This is a genomic window from Alteromonas macleodii ATCC 27126, assembly GCF_000172635.2.
Lineage (GTDB): Bacteria > Pseudomonadota > Gammaproteobacteria > Enterobacterales > Alteromonadaceae > Alteromonas > Alteromonas macleodii.
The window spans coordinates 739,867-764,887 of the sequence record NC_018632.1; the positions used below are offsets into that span (position 1 = coordinate 739,867).

24 protein-coding genes are annotated in these 25,021 nt (G+C 45.9%); 17 read left to right on the forward strand and 7 right to left on the reverse strand.

The genetic code is table 11. The annotated features are described in order from the left end of the window. The first annotated feature begins 33 nt into the window (after window positions 1-33). The 7 genes from MASE_RS03190 to mazG all read left to right on the forward strand — a co-directional run bounded on the left by MASE_RS03190 (window position 34) and on the right by mazG (window position 7,081). Window positions 34-315: a hypothetical protein gene (locus MASE_RS03190; protein ID WP_014948315.1), complete on the forward strand. Its 282-nt coding sequence runs from the start codon at window positions 34-36 to the stop codon at window positions 313-315. Window positions 316-370: 55 nt separating this feature from the next. After that, the gene (gene recO, locus MASE_RS03195; RefSeq protein ID WP_014948316.1) at window positions 371-1,084 is read left to right on the forward strand and encodes a DNA repair protein RecO; all 714 of its coding nucleotides are present in this window, start codon (window positions 371-373) and stop codon (window positions 1,082-1,084) included. Between the two features lie 165 nt (window positions 1,085-1,249). Further along, window positions 1,250-1,987: a pyridoxine 5'-phosphate synthase gene (pdxJ, locus tag MASE_RS03200; RefSeq protein ID WP_014948317.1), complete on the forward strand. Its 738-nt coding sequence runs from the start codon at window positions 1,250-1,252 to the stop codon at window positions 1,985-1,987. A 27-nt stretch (window positions 1,988-2,014) separates the two neighbouring features. After that, window positions 2,015-2,395 carry a holo-ACP synthase gene (gene acpS, locus MASE_RS03205; protein WP_014948318.1) on the forward strand — a complete coding sequence of 127 codons (381 nt, stop codon included), beginning with the start codon at window positions 2,015-2,017 and terminating at the stop codon, window positions 2,393-2,395. Between the two features lie 101 nt (window positions 2,396-2,496). After that, window positions 2,497-3,957 (forward strand): 23S rRNA (uracil(1939)-C(5))-methyltransferase RlmD, encoded by a 1,461-nt coding sequence (gene rlmD / locus MASE_RS03210; RefSeq protein WP_014948319.1) that lies wholly within the window; start codon window positions 2,497-2,499, stop codon window positions 3,955-3,957. 12 nt (window positions 3,958-3,969) lie between these two features. After that, entirely contained in the window at window positions 3,970-6,153 is a 2,184-nt protein-coding gene (relA, locus tag MASE_RS03215; protein ID WP_014948320.1) for a GTP diphosphokinase, read from the forward strand. After that, window positions 6,131-7,081 (forward strand): nucleoside triphosphate pyrophosphohydrolase, encoded by a 951-nt coding sequence (mazG, locus tag MASE_RS03220; RefSeq protein WP_014948321.1) that lies wholly within the window; start codon window positions 6,131-6,133, stop codon window positions 7,079-7,081. The genes relA and mazG overlap by 23 nt, the downstream gene beginning before the upstream one ends. 92 nt (window positions 7,082-7,173) lie before the next feature. Here mazG and MASE_RS03225 read toward each other — a convergent pair whose 3' ends face one another. After that, entirely contained in the window at window positions 7,174-8,382 is a 1,209-nt protein-coding gene (locus MASE_RS03225; protein WP_014948322.1) for a PepSY-associated TM helix domain-containing protein, read from the reverse strand. A 185-nt stretch (window positions 8,383-8,567) separates the two neighbouring features. Further along, window positions 8,568-10,724 (reverse strand): TonB-dependent siderophore receptor, encoded by a 2,157-nt coding sequence (locus tag MASE_RS03230; protein WP_014948323.1) that lies wholly within the window; start codon window positions 10,722-10,724, stop codon window positions 8,568-8,570. A 385-nt stretch (window positions 10,725-11,109) separates the two neighbouring features. Here MASE_RS03230 and MASE_RS03235 point away from each other — a divergent pair, with 385 nt between their 5' ends. Then, window positions 11,110-11,478, forward strand: a complete 369-nt coding sequence (locus MASE_RS03235) for a YbaN family protein (RefSeq protein WP_039224923.1) — start codon at window positions 11,110-11,112, stop codon at window positions 11,476-11,478. Between the two features lie 5 nt (window positions 11,479-11,483). Here MASE_RS03235 and MASE_RS03240 read toward each other — a convergent pair whose 3' ends face one another. After that, on the reverse strand, window positions 11,484-12,650 hold the full coding sequence (locus tag MASE_RS03240) for a hydroxymethylglutaryl-CoA reductase (protein ID WP_014948325.1): 1,167 nt from the start codon (window positions 12,648-12,650) through the stop codon (window positions 11,484-11,486). A gap of 254 nt (window positions 12,651-12,904) precedes the next feature. On the opposite strand from MASE_RS03240, the gene MASE_RS03245 reads away from it, so the two are divergent. After that, entirely contained in the window at window positions 12,905-14,917 is a 2,013-nt protein-coding gene (locus tag MASE_RS03245) for a TonB-dependent receptor plug domain-containing protein (protein ID WP_014948326.1), read from the forward strand. Window positions 14,918-15,073: 156 nt separating this feature from the next. Here MASE_RS03245 and MASE_RS03250 read toward each other — a convergent pair whose 3' ends face one another. Beyond that, the gene (locus MASE_RS03250) at window positions 15,074-15,724 is read right to left on the reverse strand and encodes a tetratricopeptide repeat protein (RefSeq protein ID WP_014948327.1); all 651 of its coding nucleotides are present in this window, start codon (window positions 15,722-15,724) and stop codon (window positions 15,074-15,076) included. Window positions 15,725-15,808: 84 nt separating this feature from the next. Beyond that, window positions 15,809-16,696 carry a hypothetical protein gene (locus tag MASE_RS03255; protein ID WP_232362804.1) on the reverse strand — a complete coding sequence of 296 codons (888 nt, stop codon included), beginning with the start codon at window positions 16,694-16,696 and terminating at the stop codon, window positions 15,809-15,811. Between the two features lie 278 nt (window positions 16,697-16,974). On the opposite strand from MASE_RS03255, the gene rplM reads away from it, so the two are divergent. From rplM to MASE_RS03290, 7 genes are all read left to right on the forward strand, one after another. Then, entirely contained in the window at window positions 16,975-17,403 is a 429-nt protein-coding gene (gene rplM, locus MASE_RS03260; RefSeq protein ID WP_014948329.1) for a 50S ribosomal protein L13, read from the forward strand. Window positions 17,404-17,415: 12 nt separating this feature from the next. After that, the gene (gene rpsI, locus MASE_RS03265; RefSeq protein ID WP_014948330.1) at window positions 17,416-17,808 is read left to right on the forward strand and encodes a 30S ribosomal protein S9; all 393 of its coding nucleotides are present in this window, start codon (window positions 17,416-17,418) and stop codon (window positions 17,806-17,808) included. A gap of 437 nt (window positions 17,809-18,245) precedes the next feature. Then, a complete protein-coding gene (gene petA / locus MASE_RS03270) occupies window positions 18,246-18,878 on the forward strand; it encodes a ubiquinol-cytochrome c reductase iron-sulfur subunit (protein ID WP_014948331.1) in 633 nt (210 codons plus the stop codon). Between the two features lies 1 nt (window position 18,879). Then, window positions 18,880-20,145 carry a cytochrome b gene (locus tag MASE_RS03275; protein ID WP_014948332.1) on the forward strand — a complete coding sequence of 422 codons (1,266 nt, stop codon included), beginning with the start codon at window positions 18,880-18,882 and terminating at the stop codon, window positions 20,143-20,145. Beyond that, complete coding sequence (locus MASE_RS03280; protein ID WP_014948333.1) at window positions 20,142-20,876, forward strand: cytochrome c1; 735 nt, start codon at window positions 20,142-20,144, stop codon at window positions 20,874-20,876. The genes MASE_RS03275 and MASE_RS03280 overlap by 4 nt, the downstream gene beginning before the upstream one ends. A gap of 167 nt (window positions 20,877-21,043) precedes the next feature. Beyond that, window positions 21,044-21,676 carry a stringent starvation protein SspA gene (gene sspA / locus MASE_RS03285; protein ID WP_012517332.1) on the forward strand — a complete coding sequence of 211 codons (633 nt, stop codon included), beginning with the start codon at window positions 21,044-21,046 and terminating at the stop codon, window positions 21,674-21,676. Next, window positions 21,673-22,146: a ClpXP protease specificity-enhancing factor gene (locus MASE_RS03290; RefSeq protein WP_014948334.1), complete on the forward strand. Its 474-nt coding sequence runs from the start codon at window positions 21,673-21,675 to the stop codon at window positions 22,144-22,146. The genes sspA and MASE_RS03290 overlap by 4 nt, the downstream gene beginning before the upstream one ends. A gap of 195 nt (window positions 22,147-22,341) precedes the next feature. Here MASE_RS03290 and MASE_RS03295 read toward each other — a convergent pair whose 3' ends face one another. Together MASE_RS03295 and MASE_RS03300 are read right to left on the reverse strand one after the other, a co-directional pair. Beyond that, complete coding sequence (locus tag MASE_RS03295) at window positions 22,342-23,199, reverse strand: spondin domain-containing protein (RefSeq protein WP_014948335.1); 858 nt, start codon at window positions 23,197-23,199, stop codon at window positions 22,342-22,344. Window positions 23,200-23,211: 12 nt separating this feature from the next. Next, window positions 23,212-24,027, reverse strand: a complete 816-nt coding sequence (locus MASE_RS03300; RefSeq protein ID WP_014948336.1) for a spondin domain-containing protein — start codon at window positions 24,025-24,027, stop codon at window positions 23,212-23,214. A gap of 222 nt (window positions 24,028-24,249) precedes the next feature. Between MASE_RS03300 and MASE_RS03305 the strand changes: the two genes are divergently transcribed. Further along, the gene (locus MASE_RS03305) at window positions 24,250-25,002 is read left to right on the forward strand and encodes a response regulator transcription factor (RefSeq protein WP_014948337.1); all 753 of its coding nucleotides are present in this window, start codon (window positions 24,250-24,252) and stop codon (window positions 25,000-25,002) included. The last annotated feature ends 19 nt before the right edge of the window (window positions 25,003-25,021 follow it).

The window sequence follows — 25,021 nt, forward strand, 5'->3', positions numbered from 1 at the left end:
AAGCCTAAAGTTGTGTAAAAAAAGGGGGCAAAGGTGAAAAGCGAAAGACAAAAGCTGGTGGATAAGCATAGTCAGCTGAATCAAACCGACAATGCAAAAGTGATTTCCCACGTTCAGCGAGAAGAGAAAGAAAGAGACTGGATTCGCCACACCATTATGCTAGAAGGTATTGATGTCCCTTTTATCTATCGGCGTAAACAGCAATACCAAAGCTTAAAAGGCGCGCGAGTGAACGTAACCTACTATCGCCACGTTGAAGAGGTGGCTGGCATTGAGTTTGAAACCATGAAAGTGGTACGAATTAAGCGCAGCTGATATTAACGTTGCCAGCGGTAACACTTTGGCCACAATCAAAACACAGTGAACAACAATGAATAATGAATGGTTAAATGCCTATGTACTGCATAGACGCCCTTACAGGGAGACCAGCTATATTGTTGACTTTTTTACCCTAGAAGAAGGGCGTGTTAGTGCCGTGGCGAAAGGGGTAAAAAACAGCAAATCAGATAAGAAAAGCCTGCTTCAACCTTTTCAGCATCTTCGCTTACAGTTAAGCGGAAAGTCGGAGTTAAAAAATTTACGTCACGTTGAAAGTGTTTCACCCTCCATCAATCTTGTGGGAACGGCGTTATTTTGCGCCATGTACGTTAACGAACTAACTAATCGTGTTATGCCGGCGGGGCTTGCCAGCGATGGCGTTCACAACGCTTATGAAAATGCGCTGCTGTCCCTTCGCGATGAGTGCGACATAGAAGTGACCTTGCGACAGTTCGAATTTGCACTGCTTGACGAAATGGGGCTACTGCCCGACTTTACTACTGACGTAGAATACGAAATGCCCATAGAAGAAACAGGCAGCTATAACTTTCAGATAGATGCGGGCTTTGTGCCTATTCCCGAAGATATGGCTGGTCCCCGCGGTATGCGAGGATTTCCCGGACAAGCGCTGCTTAGTTTGTCACAGGGGGAGTTTACGCCGCTAAGTAAAAAAGTGGCTAAGGTGCTTTGCCGTGACTTGCTGAAACCGCTAATTGGTGAAAAGCCACTTAAAAGCCGCGAGCTTTTTATGCCCAAGCCGCGGTAATAGCATTAAATTATTTTCTCTTAACTCAAACGCTTAATAAGCACGTTCTACAAAAAAATTTGCTACAATTGCGACTTTCCTTAAAAGGGTATTTTTACCCTTAAAGCAACGTATTAAACAGGAAGAGCAGACCTCTTCTATCGCTCTTACAGGCTAGGTGGTGAAATGAGCACGATTTTATTAGGCGTTAACATCGACCATATTGCAACGCTACGCAATGCGCGTGGTACGCATTACCCAGATCCAGTGCACGCAGCGGATATTGCCGAGCGTGCAGGTGCAGACGGCATTACGGTTCATTTGCGTGAAGACCGCCGCCATATTAAAGACCGCGATGTACGCATTTTAGCGCAGACCATAAATACCCGCCTAAATCTGGAAATGGCGGTAACCGAAGAAATGCTAGCAATTGCAGAAGAGGTAAAGCCTGTTTTTTGCTGCCTAGTACCAGAAAAGCGCGAAGAGCTGACTACCGAAGGTGGTCTTGATGTGGCTGGGAATTTTGAGAACATCAAAGCGGCGTGTGAGCGACTCGCTAATGCGAACATTTTGGTGTCGTTATTTATTGATGCAGACAAAGCGCAAATTGACGCGGCAGCAGCATGTAACGCTCCTTACATCGAAATTCATACAGGCCAATATGCAGAAGCCACCAGCGAAGAAGAGCAGCATAAAGAGCTAGCGCGTTTAGTTGAAGGTATCGAGTACGCCGATAGCTTAGGGCTTAAAGTGAATGCCGGTCATGGCTTGCACTATCACAATGTTAAGCCTATTGCGGCTATCCCTCAGTTAATCGAACTTAATATTGGCCACGCTATTATTGCTCGCGCCGCGTTTGATGGCCTTCATACGGCTGTAGCTGATATGCGTAAACTTATGCTTGAAGCGCGAGCGGGCATTTAACCTTAAATTCAAAAGGGTGCAGATAACGTGGCGATTGCAGGGCTAGGTACTGACATTGTAGAGATAGCGCGACTTGGTAAGGGCGACGGTGCTAATGAGCGTTTGGCCAAGCGAGTACTTACGCCTGCCGAGTGGCAGCAGTTCAGCGAACACGGTACGCCAGTTCGCTTCTTAGCCAAACGTTTTGCCGCCAAGGAAGCGGCAGTGAAGGCCCTTGGTACAGGGATTGGAAACGGGATCAGCTGGCAGCATATAGAAGTGCGCAATAACGATTTAGGTGCGCCAGAGCTTCATTTTTCTGGCGAGTTTGCCGCAATGTGCAAAAACCGAGGTATCACGCGAAGCGTGGTCAGTATTTCAGATGAGCAGCATTATGCTGTCGCCACCGTTATACTAGAGTCTGAATAGAGCAACTGCCCCTAACCCACTTAGGCAACTTCTATTTGGTGAGCGCGCGCAAGAAGCTCTACTAACATCAAACCACGTAAAGCAAGTAACCGGAGTCACACTTGGCAAACCTTTTTAAACAATCTCGCAGCAAGCAAAAAGGCAAAACGTCGCTTACTGAGCGTGGCGCTTCAAAAAAAGGGAATGCCAGAGCCAACGCGCAGGTCGCAGGACTTCGATTTGGGAAAAGCAAAAATGCAGCGGATACCAGTGAAAGTCAAAACCCTAACACGGTCACCATTGAAGATTTAGACTGGATGGGCAATGGCGTAGTGCGCGGCAATCCGATGGTATTTGTTGAAGGTGCCCTTGTAGGAGAAACCTGCGACATAGAGGTGGTATCTAGCAAAAAGAAAGTCATTAACGCCAGGGCGACAAACATTCATTCGCCAAGTGATGCAAGACAAGCGCCTTTTTGCCCTGTGTTTGATGCATGTGGTGGGTGTCAGCTACAGCACATAAAGCCTGACGCAGCCCTTGAGCAACGTGACCGTGCTCTTAAAGTGATGATGGAACGCCAGCTTTCAATGAAGCCACACGTTTGGCAAGCACCTTTAGCAGGTCCTCGCCCTCAATATCGCAGAAAAGCAAGGCTGGCTATAGATGCCCGCAACCCCAATCAAATTAAGTTGGGCTTTCGTGAAGCAAATAGCAGTAACGTTATCAATGCAGAAACCTGCCCAATACTGGTCGACCCGCTATCTAAACTTATTGGCCCTTTACGAGATGCGCTTACAGGGTTTGAGTCAGCGCGTCATATTGGACATATCAGCCTTATTGCAGGCGACAACACCTCGCATCTTGTTATTAAACACACCAAAGCCCTTGAAGCTGAGCTTATTGATGCAGTGAGCGAATTGGTGAACACGAGTTCATCAGTTGGTGTCTGCGGTATTGAATTAAAGCTTGAAAATAAGCAGGCGCAAATTCGCAGTGTGGGCCGTGGTACTGATATGGTGATGAACACGGTAAATAGCTGCTCGATTTCACCTAGTGCTAACGACTTTATTCAAATTAATAAAGTGGTTAACGAAAAAATGGTTAATCAGGCAATAGGTTGGCTAAACCCAGAGCCCAACGAGCGTGTTGCCGATTGGTTTAGCGGGCTGGGCAATTTTACTTTACCTATTGCTAAGTTAGGTGCAAAGGTCCAGGCGGTAGAAGGTGTGGCAGAGATGGTGCGCCGCGCCAAAGACAATGCACAGCAACAGGGCATTGAAAATGTAGAGTGGCTGCATTTAGATTTGGCTGATAAGACCAACGTCGAGGCTTCATTACAGCTGGGCTTTGATAAGGTACTACTCGACCCCTCAAGAGAAGGGGCGTTGACCGTTTGTCATGCGCTTGTAAAAGCACTACCAAAAACGATAGTGTATGTTTCTTGCAACCCAAGTACGTTTTCTAGAGACGCGAAGGTGTTGATAGACGGAGGTTATGAAATGGAAAAAGCGGGCGTAGCAGAAATGTTCCCCTTCACCCATCACATGGAAATGATGGCCTTGTTTACGCGAAAGCAGCAGTAACGAGTAAAGGATATGGTATCGACAAGAAAGGTCCACCAAGCCGACCGACCACCCTTTGAAGCGTGGTTAGATAGCCTTGAGTTAAGTGCAGAAACAAAAGAAAAACTAAGTGCAGTGTCATCTATTCCCGAGCGACTGTTGGTTGGTCAGGAAATGGTTGAGATTTTGTGTCAGCTCAATATGGATGACGCAACGCTTCAGGCAGCCTTGGTTTTTCCATATTGCGAACAGCACGCCTTAAGTGAAGACGATATTTATGAAGAATTCGGCGGGGAAATACGCGATTTGATCGTTGGCGTGCGCCGAATGGATGCCATCAAGTCGCTACATGCGCGTAAAGTAAAAGGCTCTGGCTTTGCAGAAAAGTCGGACGAACAGCACATAGACAGTATTCGTCGTATGCTGCTTGCGATGGTAGAAGACGTGCGTGCCGTTGTGATCAAAATGGCAGAACGCATTTGTGCATTGCAACAGGTTAAAAAAGCCGACGAAGAAACCCGCGTTATGGTGGCCCGCGAATGCGCTAGCATCTATGCGCCATTGGCAAACCGTTTGGGCATTGGCCAGTTAAAGTGGGAGCTTGAAGACCTTGCGTTTCGCTATCTACACCCCATCACCTACAAGCAAATAGCTCATCAGCTTGACGGCAAGCGCCGAGAGCGTGCCGAGTACATAGAAACCATAGTAGGCGACTTGCAAGGCTTGCTTGATAGCGAAGAAATTCGCGCAGAGGTTTACGGCCGTCCTAAGCACATATTCAGCATTTGGAAAAAAATGCAGAAAAAGCGCCTTACGTTTGAGCAGCTTTTTGATATTCGTGCGGTGCGTATTATTGCCGAGCGACTTCAAGACTGTTACGCGGCGCTTGGTACGGTTCACGCCAGCTATAAGCACCTACCGAACGAATTCGACGACTACATTGCAACCCCAAAACCTAACGGTTACCAGTCTATTCACACGGTTATCGTGGGGCCTGAAGGGAAGTCGGTAGAGATTCAAATTCGCACGCAGAAAATGCATCAGGATGCAGAATTGGGTGTGGCTGCTCACTGGAAATATAAAGAGGGCAGTACGGGCAAGCAGTCAGGCTATGACGAGCGTATAAACTGGCTTCGTCGCATATTAGCGTGGCAAGAGGAAGTGGCCGAATCTGGCGATTTAGTTGAAGAACTTCGCAGCCAGGTGTTTGACGATAGGGTGTATGTGTTCACACCCAAAGGCGATGTTATTGACCTTCCCCAAGGCGCTACACCGCTTGATTTTGCTTACTACATTCACAGTAACGTGGGACATCGTTGTATTGGCGCAAAAGTGAATGGGCGAATAGTGCCTTTCACTTATTTACTGCAAAGTGGCGATCAGATAGAAGTGCTCACCGGAAAAGAGCCAAACCCAAGCCGCGACTGGATGCACCCAGGACTTGGCTATGTGCATTCATCACGGGCGCGTGCCACTATCCATTCCTTCTTTAAAAAGCAGGACAGAGATAAAAACCTTGCTGCCGGTAAAGAGCTGCTAGAACGCGAACTTCAGCGTGCCCACTTACCTGCCAAAGTACCCAATGAGGCATTTGAGAAGTTTAACTTACAAACCCTCGATGACTTGTACACTGCGGTAGGTGCCGGTGATGTGCGCGTTATGCAGGTGATTAATTTTATTCATCATTTGCAGGAGCCCCCAGCCCCAGAACCCGAAATTAGCCCTAAGGTTAAAACGCGCAAAACTGCTGCCGGATCAGGCAAAAAAGATGCAGTGGTAGTGCAGGGCGTGGGTCACTTAATGAGCCAGCTGGCGAACTGCTGTAAGCCGGTACCAGGCGAAGCAATTTTAGGCTATATCACACAAGGCCGTGGTGTAAGCGTTCATAAAGAAAGCTGCGACCAGCTGCAACACTTGTTGTCACAACACCCTGAGCGTCAAATAGAAGTGAATTGGTCACAAGAGCTTAAAGTGGGCTTTGAGACAGGCATAGATATATTCTGTCACGATAGAACTGGCCTGTTGCGAGATATTACTACGGTATTGGCGAATGAAAACGTGCCGCTTTTAGGCGTGAACAGCCTAAGTGATAAAAATAGACAGACGGCGCTTATCACCATTTCGATAGAGGTGCACGATCTCGACACCGTATCAAAAGTGTTAACCCGATTGCGACAGCTTAAAGGCGTGACTGATGCAAAACGCAAACAAAGCTAAGCTTAGTGAAACGCAGCGGCTGCTTGACATTATGGCGCAGCTGCGCGACCCGCAATCTGGGTGCCCGTGGGATGTAAAACAAACCATGGAAAGCCTAACTCGCTACACCATAGAAGAAGCCTACGAAGTGGCTGATGCTATTGCCACTGGTGATATGCATGACATTAAAGATGAGTTGGGTGATTTGCTGTTTCAAGTGGTGTTCTACGCACAGATAGCCAGTGAATCTAGTGCATTTACTTTTGACGATGTGGCGCAAAGCATTAGTGATAAGCTCGTGCGTCGCCACCCTCATGTGTTTGCGAACGCGCTTGCATCTGAAGGTGCAGGCGATACAAATGAAAACGTCACGGTCGAACGTACCCAATTGAACGACAGTGCTTTAAACGCGCAGTGGGATGCTATCAAAGCCCAAGAAAAGCAGCTTAAAAAGCAGCGTTTAAAGCAAGGCAACGAAGCAATAGAAAACAGTATTCTAGATAATGTGCCTAAAGGTATGCCAGCACTTATGTACGCGCAAAAGCTGCAGAAAGCCTGTGCAAAGGTAGGATTTGATTGGCCTGATGCCGCACCTGTCATAGAGAAAGTGCGTGAGGAAGTGGAAGAGATTCAGCAAGAGCTGGATTTCAAACAGCGAGCACAAGGGGCACTGAATACTGGTATTGCACCTCTAAACAGTGGCGTGCCCGACAACCAAAAAGCCATTGAAGAAGAAATTGGTGATGCACTTTTTGCCATGGTTAACTTGGCAAGACATTGCAAGGTAGATGCTGATACCGCACTTAGAAACGCCAGTAACAAGTTTGCTAACCGTTTTAAAGGCGTAGAGCGCTTAGCGGCTGAACAGGGCGACAAGCTCGACGTATTGACGCTTGATGAAATGGAAGCGCTGTGGCAGCAGGTCAAGCAGTCGTCTAACACTAAGTAGTTGTACGGCGCAGCATACTAAAAGCGCCGCTTAGACTAATAACGTGAATGCCGCGTTAGTGCAGAGGTATGTGAGTCTTCAGTTAGAACGAATTACAAATACCGCTGCAGCCAAAAGACAAAATAGACTAGTGCCAGAAGTAAGATGGGCAGCGTTCGCTTTTGTGTTTTGGTTAGAGCAGAGGATTTCGTACGCTTCCAAGTCATCATCACCCCCGTTGCAGAAAGCGTTGTTAAACCAACACCAAATACAAACCAAATTAACTTAGTCAAAAGCCCACCGAAGTATCCAAAGTGCAGTGGGTCTGCGTATTCATTGAGGTAGTTAGTCCAGGCCATACTTTTGGGCTCTTGTACGCCAACAATACGCTGATTGGTTATATCAATATCTACTTTATGCGCGCGCTCACGTAGTAAAGGGTTATTGCCTATACCTGTGAATCGCAGTGCTGCTGTGTCTGAGGTAGGAAATAGTACACCGGTGATCTGCCAGTCCTCAATGGCTTGCGATGCCTTCTGAAACGCACTGGAAAACTGCGTGGTTGATACTGGGTTAACTTGCTCATAATTTGAAATGACGGTGGCCTTTGGTGGGCGAGGTTCAAATCGATTGCCTGCAACTGCGGCACCGAATTCAAATAAATACCACCAACTGGTTATAACAATGATAATGAAAAACCAGAGGCTCCACAGCCCAAGCAGTTTATGAAGGTCGCTCAGTAGTATTCTTGGGCCTTGGTTTAGGCGGAGACGGGTGATGGCGGTTTTCCAGTTTCGGGTTGTTTTTAGGCCCGTATACAGCGAGATAGCAAGAATGAATGCGAAAAAGGTAACCGTTGGTAAGCCAAGATAATTAGGCATAAACAGATAGCGGTGAAAGTCTCGAAAGAACCGCTGAATCGTTAAAATAGGAATATCACCTGTCACTTCATAGGTGTACTGATCCACGTGGATAAAGCGGTCATGACCATCGGGGAATTCTGCTCTGACACGGTAAGTGAAATTATCATGTCCCATGGTCGAGATGGATTTCATCTTTGCTTGTTCTGCATAGTTAAGCGTAGCCTCATAGATACTGTTCCACTTAACAATTTCATCATCGACGCTGTCTAGGCTGCTAGGAGGCGTATTAAACGTGCGCATTTCCTCAAACACAAGCCAATCAATTTCATTGGATACCGTAGCAATAGTGCCCGTTGCAACAATAATAAAAAGCACAAGTGAGAGCTGAAAACCTACCCACGCGTGCAAGTTGTATAACTTCTTTAGGTACTTTCTTTGCGCGGTTTTATCGTTTGTCATGAAATACTTGTGTAAGGTAAAAGACAATCCCTGCATGGTGCAGGGAACATAGTAAAAAGCATGGCGTATAATTGAAAGAAAGAAGGGCTAAGCGCAAGAATTTAACTTAAAAGCGCTACTTATAAACAGAACTCTAAGCAGAATTCATGCGCATAGCCAATCCCGAATTTTAAAAAACGCAGTGTTTACCACTTGTAGGTGAATTCTACAAAACCGTTCCTTGGGTTTCCGGGGAAGTGACCTGTGCGCTCAATAAAGCCTGATTCGGCATACTCTTTATCAAATAGGTTATCTATTCTAAATAGTACGCTGTAGTTGTCTACTTCCCAAGTTATCGACGCATCTGCAATGAAATATGACTTCACGTTCTGACCAGACAGGCTCAGTTGGTCGTCAACATAGTTTCCACCAAAGGCAAAGGCAAGATCCCACTCAGGTATTTGGTAACGCGTCCAGAAACCAAATTGATTCTGAGGCGCATTAGCGAAGCGGTCGCCGACACTATTGCTAATACCGCCACCGCCATTATCTGCAGTGATTCTTGCGTCGTTGTAGCCGTAAGCTACGCTCAAGATCCAATTTGGCGTTATGTCAGTGATAACCTCAACTTCGAATCCGTCACTGGTCACCTCACCCACGGGCGCGACATTATCAATGCCATCGCCTTCAGGGTCTTCGCCAGTAGACTGAAGGAGGTTTTGCCTAGTGATTTGATACACGGCCAATCGCAGTAAGGTGGTTTCATCGAACAGCTCTGCATTCACACCACCTTCAATAATATCTCCGGTCGTTGGTTCAAACGGTCCACCCGCCTGAACTTGCTGATTACTTACCGACTGTGGTTCGTATGAATCTGCCCATTGACCATAAAGTGAAATATTAGCGCTAATTTTATAAATACCACCAACCCTGAAGCTTACGTTTGAATCGTCGAAAATGGCACTAGACGTTTCATCTTCAAACTGGTCGTAGCGCAAACCAGCAACAAAGGTAAACTGCTCCCAAGCGAGTTCATTCAGTACGTAGGCACCGTTTCGCGTTTGCTCGGTTGTGCTCAATGGTCTGAATTGTACATTGTAGTTTTCAGACTGCGTTATACCGTAGTTAGGGTTAGTAAGCGTTAGTGGAATGATATCTGATTCAAGTGAAGTCCCGCTTAGATAACGAAGAACGAAATCCTGCTGAAAAGCCGCAGCACCTAAAAGCGCGTCCTCTTTTCCTTTATAAAGGTCAATGCCGAACGCCGTTCTATGGTCTGCACCCAACCACTCACCTGAATATACAAAGTTGGCGCCAAAGCTAAGTTGCTCTTGTTCGCGTAACTGATCTCTAAATTCACGGCCGACAAGGTCTATGTTCCCATCTCCATCGCTATCAATAAGAGCACGTGGCTCATGGTAGTTCTGCTCTTGTTCATTATCTATGTAGCGCAAACGTGTATTGTAGCTTACTGCATCGTTAAGCTGTCCTTCTAGAGAGAGCTGAACAGAGTCAGAGCGCAAATTTAGGAAGTCACTGGCTTCATTATGATTCCAGTCTGGATTTGTGAGAAAGTTACCGCTGTCGTCGACGGGCACTCCGCGCAGTCGATTAGCGCCCAAATCCTGTGAGTAATGAGTGTACTGAAGCGTTAGTAGGTGGCCTTGAAGGTCGTATGTATAGCCAGAATCGAAGATAAATACTTCACTGTCGCTGTTGTCTCGATAAGTATCTTGCTGCTCATAAAAAACACCTGCACGGGCGTTTTGGTCGTCATTAATTGCCCCATTTATTTCTGCTGAGCCTCCAAAGCGAGCATGCGAACCAGCAATTATTCTAGCGTTGGCGTCGAATTCTGACGTAGGTTTTTTTGTGACGTAGTTGAACAAGCCACCTGGCGCCCCCGGCCCATAGAGCATTCCGGCAGGGCCCTTTAAAAAGTCTACGCGCTCGATATTAAATAGTTGAGGTACGTTAAAACCTACATAAGGGTCTCCGCGTAAGCCATCGAAGAAGATTTCCTCTTGTCTGAAACCCCTGGCGGTTACACCGGCATAGCTAAATTGGCTAACACCAGCAATGTTACGATAAATATCTTTTGCATTGCGCGCACCCTGATCGCGTATCAAGCTTTCGTTGATTGTAGTGATTTGTTGGGTCGAATTAAGTGGGTCAACACTTAACTTACCTGTAGATGAGTTACCATTGCGATATAGATTGATCGCTCTACTAGTCACTACCACACGCTCTACTTGGTCGGATTTCGCGGGTGATATTTCACGTGTATCCGAAGAGGTTTCAATGTCTTGTGATAAAGCAGGGGAGGTCAACGAAGCAGCTATTAACGCGGCTAAATATTTCATTGCAAAAAAATCCAAGTGTTGTGTGATAAAAGGAGCGTGATGAAAAGCCAATACTTTAGTATAAATGATAACAGTTTTTATTATCGTTTATCTATAGTTGTATGCCATTTGTCGTGTTGTAATCAATATCAGTAAGCGAGAGTTATGGTGTGCAGCAACGTAGATGGATAGGTGTCAATTCGCATCAAAGTAAATTAGACCAATGTAGATGGAAACTTCATTATTTTGGCGTATGGTTATAGAGTAGGTTTGATTTACGACAAAGCAATGTAGATCCACTTTATCTAATATCTGAGTATAAATTTGGCATATTGGAAGGGTGTGTCGCTGGTGTTAAGTCATGACACTTACCAAGGAATTGGACTGGATTGGGCGTTACTATTTCATGAAAAAAGTACTGTATTTATCACTTGGGTTGTTTTTTACCCTTCTAGGTATTATTGGCGCATTCTTGCCGGTAATGCCAACAACTGTTTTTTTGATAGGTGCGCTTTTTTGTTTTACTCAATCTTCACCGCGCCTTGAAAACTGGTTACTTCAACACCCTAAATATGGCCCCAGTCTTGTTGCGTGGCGAAAACATGGTGCAATTTCGAAAAAAGTGAAATGCATAGCGTGCTGCAGTATGTTGGTGAGCTTTATTCTGGTTTGCCTGTTCGCATCAATGCCTATTCCAGCGTACATAGGCATAGGTCTATTCATGGGAATAGGCGCGTACTTTGTTGTTACGCGCCCCAACGTCCCTGCTGTTTAGCGCCTTTAACGGTTCCTACCTAGTCGCTCGTGACTGCTTACCCATTCATCCGCTACAACAGCAGAACCCAGAGACAGATCGCCACATAGCACCGTCGCGGCAACAATTTCTGCAAACTTGTTAACGCTACCTCTTTCTGTGCACCCAAGTACGCTTAAACATTCATTTTGTGTAGCCAGACCCGTTCCACCTCCATAGGTAGCAACGATGAGCGATGGAATAGTAACAGAGAAGTAATAGTCACCATTTGGCATAATTTCAGCGTAGGTAAACCCCGCCGACGACTCAGCCACATTAGCGACATCTTGCCCGCAAGCGATGAACATGGCGGTAATGCCGTTAGCGAAATGCGCACCATTGTTAACGCTGCCTGCCATCAATGCGCCCATATTTGAATATTGGCGCTGTTTAAACAAAGCCTCTGGCGGGCAATGCATAATCTCCGTCATAAGTTGTTTTGGCAAGGTGATTTCTGCTACAACGCGCTTTCCGCGGGTATGCAGCGAGTTTAAGTGCGAGTGCTTTTTATCGGTATCAAGGTTTGCAGCCAGCACAAAGTGTTCAATAGGGCCCGAGTAGTTTGCCTGTATCCACTCGCAGCCTGCTTTGGTAGCTTTGCTTACCATGTTTTGCCCAGCTGCATCACCGCAGGTGAAGTTGAACCTAAGCCAACGAAGCTTGGAGGCAGCATATTGTTCAATATCCCTCAGCTTGCCCACGCTGGTGGTACTATCACAGGCTTGTTTAATGGCTTCAAAGTTTTGCTCAACCCATTTGCCAAATTCGAGGGCTTCTCTTGCGTTAGAAAACGCGAACATAGGCGCTCGCTGCATAGCATCGTCAATAACGGTGGTCGTTATACCGCCTGCTTCTCTTGTTAGACGCATGCCTCTGCTGTAGCTGGCTGTTAGTGTACCCTCTGTTGTGGCCATTGGAACGTAGAACTCGCCTTTGGCGTGCTCTCCGTTCACTAGCATCGGGCCTGCAAAGCCGATAGGAACCTGTGCAACGCCTGCGAAGTTTTCTATATTTCCCGACAAGGTTTCGGGCGGAATAGAATAGTGTCCTAAGTGGTTTAGCTGAGTGCCGGTCTCGCGCGCAATAAATTCGCGGCGTGTTCGGCTCATGTCATCGGTATAGTCGTTGTCTGAGGAACGTGGGATTTTAGGCATTGGGCCACTCCTTTTTTCTTTCATAATAGGAGTGCTGATACCGAATGAGAACTGTTTACAATTTATACATGGGGATAAACGTAGCCTATAAGAAGGACTTCAGAATTAAAAAGGGTATACGCCAGTAAGAGAATGCCAGTGAATATAAAGGAGTATGCTTTGAATGCATGATTTCACAAGGCAAAATTGTGTGAGCTTAATGGCAGACTATGATGTAATGCGCGTCCTACATACAATGGATTTTATGGACGGTCATGCCAGCGACATTTTTCAGACCCTCGCTTTACCTCTTAGCGTTAACTGCATTTTATTCACCCTCTTCTGTGTTACACGCCCATGAAGACAAACACAGCGAACATGACGCTCACGAGGAAGAAAACGTCGAAAAGATAGTAGTTCAGGCTACCCGTTCAGGCCGCATAGCAGACGACCAACCTGTTCGCGTTGAATTGATTAATAGAGAAGAAATTCAAGAGAAAGCCGCGATGCGACCGGGTAACATTTCAATGCTTGTTGCTGAGACTGGCGGTGTCAGAATGCAAACTACATCACCTGCCCTTGGCAGTGCAAATATTCGTTTGCAAGGTCTATATGGCCGTTATACTCAGCTCCTTTCTGATGGGTTACCTCTTTACGGTAACCAATCTGCATCAATAGGCTTACTTCAAATTCCCCCTACAGACTTAGGGCGCGTTGAAATAATCAAAGGTTCCGCATCGTCATTGTATGGTGGCTCAGCACTTGGTGGTGTTATCAACCTTGTCTCTCGTCGCCCAAAAGATGAGTTTGAAGGAGAAGCGTTGGTAAATTTCACCACCCGTGACGGCCAGGATTTTACAACCTACATGGCTACACCTTTTAGTGACAGCCTAAGCGGCTCTGTGACAGCTGGCGCGCACCATCAAAGTGAAGAAGATATTGATAATGACGGTTGGGCCGATTTAGCGGGTTATGAGCGTTATACGGTAAGACCTCGCGTCTTTTGGGAGGGCGATGATGGCGAGCGTCTATACTTCACAACCGGATATATGACGGAAAACCGACAAGGCGGAACTGTAGGAGATGCGACTGTAGGCATTGGAGAAACGGCAGCTCCTTTTATCCGCGGACTTGAGTCTGAGCGCATCGATAGTGGCCTTGTATTTGAAAAACCGCTTGGCGATACGCTTACCCTTAATTCACGCTTTTCAGCGATGTCACAGGAGCATGAGCATCAATTTGGCAATGAGTTGTCAGGTGTAGAAAATGATCAGCATGAAAGCTACCTCGCTGAAACCAGCTTAGCGGGCTACACCGAAAAGAGTGATTGGCTGGTGGGCGTAGCCTACCAATCTAATATTTATGACTCTGAGACGTTTGCGTCTTTTGACTACAGCTATGAAGTCCCAGGGGTTTTTACTCAAGTGGACTATCAAATAAGTGATGAATTTACAGCGTCAGGGAGTGCACGGTTAGATGACCACAGTGAATACGGTACTCAATTTAGCCCTAGAGTTTCATTCTTATATCGCCCAGGTGATGTCACCATAAGAGGATCGTACGGCGAAGGCTATTTCGCCCCTACGCCCTTTGTTGAGGAAATCGAGGCTGCTGGGTTATCACGCTTACTTCCTGTAGAAGGGCTTAAAGAAGAGCAGGCGCAAACCGCATCATTAGACGTAACCTATCGCTTTGATGATATAGAGACAAGCTTTACCCTATTTGGCTCAAATGTAGATAACGTAACGCGATTAGAAGCTGTGGATAGTAGCGATGGCACTCCGTCTACGAATGTACGTTTGGTGAACGCGCAAGGTGAATCAAAAATTCGAGGTTCGGAAGTTTTACTTCGTTATTATTGGGAAGACCTGAAGCTAACAGCGAGCTATCTTTACTTAGACGCCACAGAAGAAGTTCCCGATGCTTCAGGGAGACGAAAGCTTGCGCTAACGCCGCAGCATTCTGCTGGTTTTGTCGCAATGTGGGAGCAGCACGGCAAGTTTATGGTAGGGTTTGAGGCTTATTACACTGGCGTACAGCGAGTAGACGATAATCCATACATCACGCATACCAAGCCTTATTGGCATTTAGGTTTACTTGGGCAAATAACGACAGGGCGTTACAGCTGGTTCTTAAACTTAGAAAACTTACTTGATGTTCAGCAAACCGATGAGCATCCTTTATTATTACAGTCACAGACACCAAGTGGACGTTGGACAACCGATATCTGGTCACGCAATGATGGCTTTATTGCCAATGCGGGTGTACGCATTAAATTTGGCGGCTAGGTAAAGCTGAGAAGAAAGTGAAAAAGCACTTCCCCGAAACGCGCTGGCAAGCAAAGACAACAAGGCAAAAGTGATAAGCTATCGTTGGTAAGGGGAGTGTGTAAAGTAAAGGTGGAACGTTAAAGATAACTGAACCACCTTTACTAATCAGGCCGGCTAAGCTTTAGTATTTAGCTTTTCTTGAAGCGCAGCGATCTCTTCTCTGCGTTTTTTGTCTGCTAGTGGGCGATTGGCTTTTTCAGGCGCGTTTTGAGCGCGGGTTAAAAAAGCTTGGGCTTCTTTGTATTCACCTTCGTCGAAAAGGTACTCTGCATAAAAGAAGTTCTGGTCCATGCCATGTGGATTAACTTCAAGGGCACGCTTAAACAATTTTTCAGCTTTCTTGTCACTTCCGAAGCTGACAGGCCAGCCTGGTACTTTGTGATAAAGGGCAGCTAAAACAGTTAACGCCGTGCCGTCTAGCACCGTTTCTTCTTTATCAATGGCGCGTTCCAAATTTTCCTTCGCACTTTCAGCAAAGTCTAAGGCGCCTAAACCTCCTTTGGCACTGGCTGTGCTGGATTGAGAAATAGCCAGCCAAGTAAGCGATTCTGCACTATTTCCCGATTGTTCTACGAGCGCTTTAGCTTGCTCAATAAGCTCTGAAAATGCGCTTAGTTGCGCGTCGCCATCTAGTTGATAATTCACTGTTGCCCACTGTTGTTGAAGCTCAAGTAATTCACTAGAAGAGGCTGATACAGGAGATACAAGCGACGCTGATGTTATGCCTGCAATGAAAAGAGAAGAAAGTCGTTTTTTTAATGTCATGAAAATTCCAAACAAATGAGTTTGATTAAATAAAAAACGCAGCAACACTTTAGTAGGTGTCGCTACGAATAGAAAAGCCTGTGACTAATACTGGGTTTGCTTCAGCGTATTGATAGCAAGATCGGTGTGTTTATCCCATCGTGCATAGGGTAGGGTGTAATCTATTGATGGATTCGTCAGCATGTGAACTTTGCGCATTTTGCCGTCAGCAATGCGTTGTGCTTTGCGGTGTGCATCAAACCGGTTGAAAATAGTCTCAAGTTCACCAGATTCGAGTACCCTAATCAGGCCAACGCGAAGTCTATTAGCCAAAGCAATGTTGTCGGGCTTTACGAAGAAGTATTCGTAATTGGGGTAAAAGAGAAGGTGATGCTTCTCTAAAGTGATAGCTTTCTCAGAATGTCGGGTAAGATCACGGTGTACTTCAATGATATTTCTCGGGAAAGCGTCAACTAGTCCCTTATCTACCATAGAGTACATAGAATGGAACCAAAGGCTCCAATCTTCACCGCTTACGTTATAGCCATTTGCTTTAAGTACATTTAAATCTGGCCAATCTGCGCCTTGAACCATGGTTGATTGCTTTAATGCTTCGCCGGTTTGTTGGGCAAAACTGGCCTGCTCAGAAGGGTTAATCACCAATACGCGATAACCTGAATAACCTTTCAGCAGTGGTAACTTAATGGGCAGAAGACGCTGCTCTCGGTTACTGTTGGTGACACTCCACATTACATCCGCATCGCCCTTTAGCAAAGTAACAAGCTGACGACTCTGACTCATAGGATGGGGGTGAGGGAGTAAAGCAACATCACCGTATTCAGGTGTTGCTGCGAAAACTGCATTGAGTACAGCTACGTGATAACTTCCATAATCATCATCGGCAAACGCACGTGTATATACTAACTCCTCAGCATTTACACTGGCCATAAGTAGCGTGTGTAGCATCATCATTGAAGCTACGAAGCGAGACATTTTCATTTTGTTTTTATAACGGTTCCAAATACAACGTTTTGACGTTACCTCAAATCGGTTTCTATGTCATCGGCAGATGATGGAATTTTATCCATATTTTTTGTTCTTAGGGGTTCGCATTTCCTTCAATTCCTGTATAATTCGCGCCCTGCCCAGTTACGCCCACCTTTGGGAAGGTGGAAGAATCAGCCGGCTCGAAGGGGTCATTGTGTTGATTTTAAGGTGATTTCTGGTGTTCAGAAATCAGTAACGACGATATTATTCGGGTGAATTTGAAAATGAAAACTTTTGTTGCTAAGCCAGAAACGGTACAACGTGACTGGTATGTGGTAGACGCCACAGACAAAACTCTAGGCCGTTTGGCTTCTGAAATCGCACTACGCCTTCGTGGTAAGCACAAGCCAGAGTACACACCTCACGTGGACACTGGTGATTACATCGTAGTAATCAATGCTGAGAAAGTTGCGGTAACAGGCCGTAAAGCGCAAGACAAAATGTACTATGCGCACTCTGGTTACCCAGGTGGTCTTAAAGAGACAAACTTTGAAAAACTAATTGCTCACAAGCCAGAAATGGTTATTGAAAAAGCAGTTAAAGGCATGTTGCCAAAAGGCCCTCTAGGTCGCGCAATGTTCCGTAAAATGAAAGTTTACGCAGGTGCAGAGCACAAGCACACCGCACAGCAACCACAAGTTTTGGACATTTAAGGAGCTATTAACATGGCAGATACTCAATACTACGGCACAGGCCGCCGCAAAAGTTCTACTGCTCGTGTGTTCCTACGTCCAGGCACAGGTAGCATTAAAGTAAACCAACGCGCTCTTGACGAGTACTTTGGTCGTGAAACAGAGTGCATGGTTGTTCGTCAGCCACTTGAACTTGTTGAAATGACTGAAAAGTTTGACGTATACATCACTGTTAAAGGTGGTGGTTCTAACGGTCAAGCGGGTGCAATCCGTCACGGTCTTACTCGTGCTCTTATGGAGTATGATGAAGCACTACGTCCAGCACTTCGTAAAGCTGGCTTCGTTACTCGTGACGCACGTCGCGTTGAACGTAAGAAAGTTGGTCTACACAAAGCGCGTAAGCGTCCACAATTCTCAAAGCGTTAATTTTTACGTTTTTTGTATTTGCAAAAACCCGGCTTATGCCGGGTTTTTTATTGCTTTTTTTCTATTACAAGTTGCCTGCGTCCCACATTCAGTAAAGCCTTCAAGCCTCTACAATTCATAACAAAGGTTTAATTTGCTGGTGTTATCTAACCAAATATTCTTCAAAACCTTGATTTTAGGCCTTTCCCTCACTAAACCTAAACACACCTTTTGAATTAAATTATCGCTTAAATATCAGTAAAACCTTGTGTTTATAAGGGCTTTTCTTTTATCATTTGCGGTCGAAAATTTTGAAAACTTTCGTGACCTCGTAAACCAGTAAATTTTTACTGTTACGTCGCTGTCATGACAAGCCATATGATGCATGACGCAAGCGTGATAAAACCAGTATAAGCTTGGGTTACACATCATAATTATCCAAACCTGGAGAAATGTGGATGAGCAATGTATCTGTAGATGCAACAGAGTCTGCACACAATGAAAACCAGCCAGAAAACAACACTCGTCGTCGGTTCTTGACCGTTGCCACGTCGGTAGTTGGTGGTGTAGGTGTCGTTGGTGCTGCTGTGCCTTTTATTGCGTCCTGGAATCCAAGCGCCAAAGCGAAAGCCGCTGGTGCTGACGTTGAAGTAGATATCAGCGGGATTGAGCCTGGACAGTTAGTACGTGTGATGTGGCGAAGCAAGCCTGTGTGGATTGTACGTCGTACGCCTGAAATTCTTGAAGAACTAGGCGCGCACGAAGATAAGCTGAAAGATCCTAACTCTGAAGCTGAGCAGCAGCCTGCCTTTGCTCAAAACCGTTTCCGTTCAATGAAGGAAGAGTACCTTATCCTTGTTGGTATCTGTACTCACCTGGGTTGTTCTCCACAGCATCTTAAAGACGGTGCATTTGAAGAAGTGGTTGAAGGCGTTCCAGATGGATTCTTCTGCCCGTGCCACGGTTCGAAATTCGACATGGCTGGACGTGTATTCCAAAACGTTCCTGCACCGTTGAACCTGGTTGTACCGCCATATCAATTCGTTGATGACAATAACATCATCATCGGTTCAGAAGCGGAGGCCGTGTAATATGAATGCTTTCCTAGGTTGGATTGAAGAACGCATCCCAATGATGCGCGTTGCGAATATGCACGCTCTTCAATATCCTGCTCCAAAGAACATGAACTTCTGGTATGTGTTCGGTTTTCTAGCAACTATTGTTTTGGTAAACCAGATTGTTACTGGTATTTGGTTGACCATGAACTTCGTTCCATCTTCAGAAGGCGCATTTGCTTCTGTTGAATACATCATGCGTGAGATCGACTACGGTTGGATCATTCGTTACATGCACAGTACTGGCGCATCAGCGTTCTTTATTGTGGTATATCTACACATGTTCCGTGGCATGATTTACGGCTCTTATCAGAAGCCTCGTGAGCTTCTATGGGTGTTTGGTATGTTTATTTACCTAGCGCTTATGGCAGAAGCTTTCATGGGTTACGTACTACCTTGGGGACAAATGTCTTACTGGGGTGCACAGGTAATCGTATCGCTATTTGGTGCTATTCCTGTTGTTGGTCCTGATCTTGTTATCTGGCTACAGGGTGACTACGTAATCTCTGGCGCAACACTAAACCGCTTCTTCGCATTACACGTTATTGCGTTGCCATTGGTTATTGTTATTCTTGTGTTCCTTCACATCATCGCACTTCACGAAGTGGGTTCTAACAACCCTGATGGTATTGCTATCAAGCATAAGAAAGGTTCACTGCCTGAGTCTGAAAAGACGAAATATGAAATCCATGAATACTACACAAGCAAGTACGACATTGCCGATGACGTATTGCCTTTCTTCCCGCACATCGTACTTAAAGACCTTGTGGCGTTCTGTGTATTCCTAGCATTGTTCACTTACGTGCTGTTCTTTGCCCCTGAAATGGGCGGTAAATTCCTAGAGCACCCTAACTTTGAAATTGCTAACCCACTTAAAACACCTGAGCATATCTTCCCTGTTTGGTACTTCACACCGTTCTACGCGGTACTAAAAGCGGTTCCTGATAAGCTATTCGGTGTATTAGCGATGTTCGGTGCAATTGCTGCGCTATTTGCTCTGCCTTGGTTAGACCGTGGTCGTGTTAAGTCATGGCGCTATCGTTGTGGCCTACACAAAGTAAACCTTATCGTGTTTGCAATTGTGTTTATCTTCCTAGGTTACCTAGGTGGTACACCGCAAGAAAACTGGAAAATCATTGCGTCGCAAGTTGCAACGGTAATGTACTTCGGTTTCTTCGTAGCACTGTTCTTGTACAGCAAAAACGAAAACACTAAACCTGTGCCAGAGAGGATTTCTAAATGAAAAAAATGATGTGCTTTTTAGCCTTCTTCCTACCTGGCGTAGCGCTTGCGGCAGGCGGGAACGTACACCTAGATAAAGCGCCTATCGATTTAACCGATAAGGCGTCTTTACAACGCGGTGCACAATTGTTCATGAACTACTGCTTAGGCTGTCACTCAATGAAGTATCAGCGCTATCAGCGTTCATTCCAAGACTTGGGTATTCCTGACGAACTAGGTCAAGAATACCTGCAGTTCACGGGTGAAAAAGTGTCTGACTACATCACTCGTGCAATGCCAGAAGAAGCCGCTGCTGGCTGGTTCGGTGCTGCTCCACCAGACCTAACGCTAGTGGCTCGTGTTCGTGGCGAAGACTGGATTTACACTTACCTGCGCTCTTTCTATGTTGACGAAAGCCGCCCATTTGGTGTGAACAACACAGTATTCCCAGAAGTAGGTATGCCACACGTACTTCAACCACTTCAAGGTACGCCAACACGTACTTATGAAGAGCAAATGGTTGATGGAGAGATGGTTAAGCGTTATGTAGGCATTAAGTCAGATGGTACTGGCGCAATGTCTCCTGACGAGTACGACCAAGCTGTTGCCGATATCGTGAACTTCCTAGAGTACACAGGTGAGCCTTCTAAACTTGAATCTCACAAAATCGGTAAGTGGGTACTTATCTTTATCGCAGTATTGTTTGTATTTGTTTACTTACTGAAGAAAGAATACTGGCGAGAAGTGCACTAATCGCACAGATTTATGTATAATATGAAAAGGGGGCTTCTCGCCCCCTTTTTTGGTATTTACTCGTGCTATCTGAAAATCCTAATAAATAGGGTCTTCAGGTAGCACGAGTTAACGTAATAAGCTTACCGTTTGTAAGCGTAAACTTGTTTCTCGACGGAGGAAATTGAATGGCCGTAGCCGCGAATAAACGTTCTATTATGACGTTGTTCTCTGACACAATTGATATTTATAGCCACCAGGTGCGTATTGTGTTGGCAGAAAAAGGTGTGGGTGTTGAAATCAGCTACACAGATCCTAGCAACTTGTCTGAAGATCTGTTGGAGCTTAACCCTTACGGTACTGTTCCAACTCTAGTTGATCGCGAGCTTGTACTTTACAAGTCGCACATCATCATGGAATACCTTGATGAGCGTTTCCCTCATCCACCACTTATGCCGGTTTACCCAGTATCACGTGGTCAGAGCCGCCTTATGATGCACCGCATCGAGCAAGACTGGTACTCGCTTGCTGCCCGTATTTTCCGTGGCGAAGGTGATGTAGAAGCAGCACGTAACGAGCTGCGTGAAGCTTTGCTATCTCTTGCGCCTGTATTTGGTGAAATGCCTTACTTTATGAGCGAAGAGTTCAGCTTAGTTGATTGCTACCTTGCTCCGCTATTATGGCGTTTACCTGCACTAGGTATTGAACTAAACGGTGCTGGCAGCAAAGAAATTAACGCTTACATGAACCGTATTTTCTCTCGTAGTTCATTTAAAGCGTCTTTGACTGACCAAGAGCGTGAGATCCACAACCCGCTATGACATCTATGACGTCAAACCAGCCCTATTTGCTTAGGGCTTTTTATGAGTGGATTGTTGATAACGACTTAACGCCGTACATTGTGGTAGATGCAACCAACGAGTTGGTTGAAGTGCCGCAGGAATTCGTTAAAGACGGCCAGATCGTTTTAAACGTATCACCTAGTGCGTGTGTTAACTTTTCTCTTGATTTAGATGGCTTATCGTTTCAAGCGCGCTTCTCTGGGCAACCTAGAAGATTAAGTATGCCTTGTGAAGCGGTAATGGCTATTTACGCAAGAGAAAATGGTGCAGGTACAGTATTCGCCACTGAAGAAGATGTGGCTCGTGCGCAGCAAGAGCGTCCAGAAACATCTGAAGATGTTTCTCAACCTAGCGGCCCGACGTCGCTGGAAGATGCTGATGCAAGCGACGTGAAAGACGCACCTGTTCCACCTAAGAAGGGTAAACCTACCCTTAAAGTTATTAAGTAGCTTATTAAGTAACTTATTAAATAGCTTATCAAATAACGTATTAGCCTGGTTTTGTGAAGTTTATCTACTCAGCAAAGCCAGCGCTTATCTTTCTTATTCCCGTTAAGTTTTATCTCCGTTTCCCCTTCGCACAAAAGTAAAAACACCCCATTACCTGAGTAATAGGGCGCTTTCACGTTTACTGTGTTTGACCATTTAACGGGTTCGGGTAATCACCACGCGGCTCGTTGGGAAATCAAAGCGATGGGCCTCGGTTAGTACCGATGTAGATAGGCCCTCACGGCTTGGATCGTCAGCGTTTGCACTAGTGACTACACCTTGGTGAAGTCTTACTGCATCGGCAAGATCATCCCTCACCACATCATAGCCCGCAGCTTCTCCGCCGCCACCCGCTGCACTAGCGGCAGGGCCTGGCATAGTAGCAGCTGTTTCTGTGTTTGCTTCTGTACCCGCATCCCAAGTCACTGTCATGAACGTTTTTATATCACCAACCGCCATGTTGCTTACATTCGCAGCGTTTAAGCCGGTGAATGCGTCGTTGGTGTTGACCAGCATGGTCGTTACCGTAAGGCGAAGGTCGTCAGCATCGAGTTCTGGAATCACAAGAGTTAGTTCTGCGCCCATTGAGCGAGGACCCAATATGCCCCCAGAGTTTTGCGCATCCAAAAAGTCCGTGGAGTCCATGGCTTCAGTAATGACCATAGACGGGTCACCGCCTTCAGCCATTATTTCAATGCCCATGCTGGCTGGCTCGCCTTCATTAAATGAATGGAAGCCTGACTCATGCAATATGACTGCGGCAGGTGCAAAGGGCTGAGAGTAGGTTAAATTGGTAATTTGTACGGTATAAACCGCTGAATTACCGTTGATACCGTCTTGTCCGTCCGAACCGTCCGAACCGTCCTGGCCATCCGTACCATCTTGTCCGTCAGTACCTGCTTCCCCCTGCGGACCCGCTGGTCCTTGAGGGCCTGTATCACCATCGTCGCCGCAGGCAGCAAGAAGCGCTGAAAGCATCAATAATGTACTGAGTTTAATTATTGGATTATTCATCGTATTGGCTCCTTAAGATGCAGGAACAGTAATAACTACACGTGCTACTGGGTTCAACCAACGGTGTACGGTAGAGTCCAGATCACTGGCACCAGCGGCGCTATCAGTATCACCAAGCGCATTGCGGTGGATGTGTACTGGGCCATCTTCACCATCTTCAATTTCGCCATTAACGATTTGTGCACCCACACCCGTGCCACCTGTACCCAAATCAACAATACGAGTGGGAGCGCCGCCACCGGCAACACCCGGTACGCCATATCCACCCAGCGCGTTTCCGGTCCCAGCTTCAACAACATCTGTACGGGCACTATTTAATTCATCGTTAAGCTCAGTACCGGCGTCGTATGCATTAAGGTAATAAGTGTAGGTACCCGGCTCGGTTGGAATTTCAATACTGTCCATACCAACAAAAGCGTCGTTAGTAGGTATTAGCATGGAAAGTAGCGAAAGATATGGCTTGTCCATAGTATCGAAGGGATAGCTTAACGTAGCTTTCGGCGCGAGAAGTCCGCCAAAACGGTGCCACGTATTTGAACCATTGTCGGTATCAACAGGGCCGAGTAACGCTTCAAAGTTTGCGCCGCTTGAATCAGCATTTTGTTCGTCGTCAATAACACCAGCTTCAGCTAACCACGCTAAAGCTGACGACGCAGGTTGCCCAACTTCAAAGGCATCGACGGTGTCATCGTGAGCTATGACTAAGCGCGGCGTAAAACTCTGCGCCTGAGTAAGGTTGGTAATTTCAACGTCTAAAGTGACAGCTTGGCTTACTGATACTGCAGCTAGCGACAAAAGCGTTGCGCTAGCAAGTTTAGTGAATTTCATTTTATTGTCCTTATTTATGGCTTAAATCGCATAAAAATTTAGGGCAGTAAAATGTCCAATTCATCACAGAACTTTCACAAAACGCACACAGATTCGTCTCAATAAATAACAGTGCTGTTATAAATTCTGAATTTATATTTTTTATAAAAAAATTGTAATCACTGTGAAAGAAAACCACCAACGCACTGGTCTTGTTTTTTATTGGCGAATTAGGAGCGAGATATGATCCTTATCATCTACAGTGGAAATAAGTTTCAACAGAACATATCGCAATGCTTAAGTAAGCATAGCTTTCTTTACGACGCAGTCTCTAATTTTCAATCCGCAGAGTCGCTGCTTAAGACGCAGCATTATTCGCTCGTTATTGTTGAGTCGCATGGAAATATTATCTGTCTTAATCGTATAAAAGGCCTTGTTGATACGAACCCCGAAAGTTGGGTGATGGCAGTGGAAAGTGACGCGATGACAGACGATGTGGCCGACGAAGAGGTAGATGAAGCAAACTACTATGAAGTAGGCGTAGATGATTATCTATCAGGGCCATTTGATGCACGTATGTTTATTGCCCGTATTCGCTCCCATATGCGCAGAAGTATGCCTAGCCAAGAACATTTAAGACCATCTCAAGGTAGTGAAGAGCGCATCGAAATAGGACCCCTTAAAATCGACCAGCGATTTCATAGCGTAACCTTAAATGGCCAAGTGCTAACGTTAACGGCTAGGGAGTTTGCGCTACTGGATTATTTTTGTCGTCATCCAAACCAAGTTTTTTCTCGCAATCAATTGCTCAGTGAGGTGTGGGGCTATAACCACGAAGGCTACGAGCACACGGTGAATACCCATATAAATCGTTTACGCACTAAGCTTGATAAAATCAACAGTATTGAAAATGGTGGACAGCTAGTAGAAACCGTCTGGGGTGTGGGTTACAAGCTGAACGTCAATGGATATATAGCGAAAGCGCTTATTGCATGAGTATTTTTTAGCTCACCAT